Consider the following 1,544-nt stretch of genomic DNA (forward strand, 5'->3'; position numbering starts at 1 on the left):
GGCTCCGTGTCAATAGTGGAGGGGCTTAAGAGATAGCGAAAGCTATCTCTTTTCTTTTACTCAAATTCATATGAGAACCCAAGATGAAGAAGAATCCTCTTTCTTAAATTATAAAAATATCTGTAGCCATAGGCGTTTCGTTTTACAAGCTTGACCTTGTTGTTCATACTTTCAATAAAACCGTTATTAAAACTTGTTTCATATGTTTTACCGTTTCTAACATAGACTGCTTTGTATGTAAGTGACTTAAGTATTGGCACAAACCAATTCTTTCTTATGTTTTTTGCAGACGAAATAAAATATGTATTATTTGTTTCAAATATATGGTTCAGCCAGTTATTCAATTCTTTCTTGTAATCATTGTGCTTTTCATGGATAAGTTTCAACAGATTCTGATAGATCATATAGCTCTGGTAGAATTCATCTGTACCATCCTGTTCAAATATATGTTCAACATATGTTCTGCAGGTAAAGTATTTTTTTAAATGACGATCATACCATTCTGTTTGATCATCAAGATCCTTTCTGTATTTGTCAAAAAGATGAAGATTTTTCTTAATAGATTTGGCCATCTTTTCATCTTTTAATGAAGAACAGGTATCAAGTCTGCTTCTTTTTAGACATTCACCGAATAATTTTACATAATGAAAACGATCAGCGATAATAGAAGCATTGGGAAAAAGACGCTGCATGATACAACGAAAAGGATTGGAAAGATCCATAATGATGATCTTTACTTTTTTTCTTTCTCTATAGGGAAATCTAAGAAAATAGCTTCTTAGACTGCGTTCTTTTCTGTCTTCAATAATATCAAGGGTTTTACCGTTGATAGGATCGGTAATATGAAAAGCATAAGTTCCTTTATCAGTGGTTGCTTTAAATTCATCAATAGAAATAACAGACTTAAGATGATAGAATCGTTCTTTTACTTTGATGTGATGAAAAAACATTCTGTATACAGAAGATTTAGAAACACCCATCATACGAGAAATAACGGCCATGGCCGTATTCTCTCTAAATTGAATCAGGCAGGCATGAGCAGCAGAAGAAGTCATTCTAGTATTTTTAAATTTAAAAGGGATATCATCCTTAAAATAAGAATGACATGAATGACAGAAATATCTTCTGTATTCAACCTCAATAACGAATCTTTGATGACCATTGGCAATATGAGACAGGGAAATCTTACGTAAACCTTTAGATTCATGATGTTCGATAACGCCGCAATGAGGACAGACGAAATTATCTTTAAGAACAGATCTAAGTCTAATAAATTTAGAATGGTGACCACTCTTATCAAGACCATATCTAAAGCAAGAATCAGAGCCCTCATAAGGGACAGGGATAAAATAATCAGACAAATTATCAGGAAAATCTAGAGATTTAAATAAATCATTGATATAATTCAAATTGGACATAGTGGAATACCTCTTTTCTATTTATTTTTGGTCATTTAAATTGTAAAACGGTATGAAAGCTATGTCTATTTAAATATAAGAAAACTGGAGCAGGATATATTTCCCCTCCAGTTTTAGTATAGAGCC

General features: G+C 32.2%; 1 protein-coding gene. It reads right to left on the minus strand.

Going from position 1 to position 1,544, the window contains the following annotated elements:
* Window positions 1-56 precede the first annotated feature (56 nt).
* Entirely contained in the window at window positions 57-1,418 is a 1,362-nt protein-coding gene (locus tag KSU54_RS18375) for an ISL3 family transposase (RefSeq protein ID WP_117792817.1), read from the minus strand.
* Between the last annotated feature and the right edge of the window lie 126 nt (window positions 1,419-1,544).

Source organism: Erysipelatoclostridium sp. MSK.23.31 (assembly GCF_019125875.1).
GTDB lineage: Bacteria > Bacillota_I > Bacilli_A > Erysipelotrichales > Coprobacillaceae > Thomasclavelia > Thomasclavelia ramosa.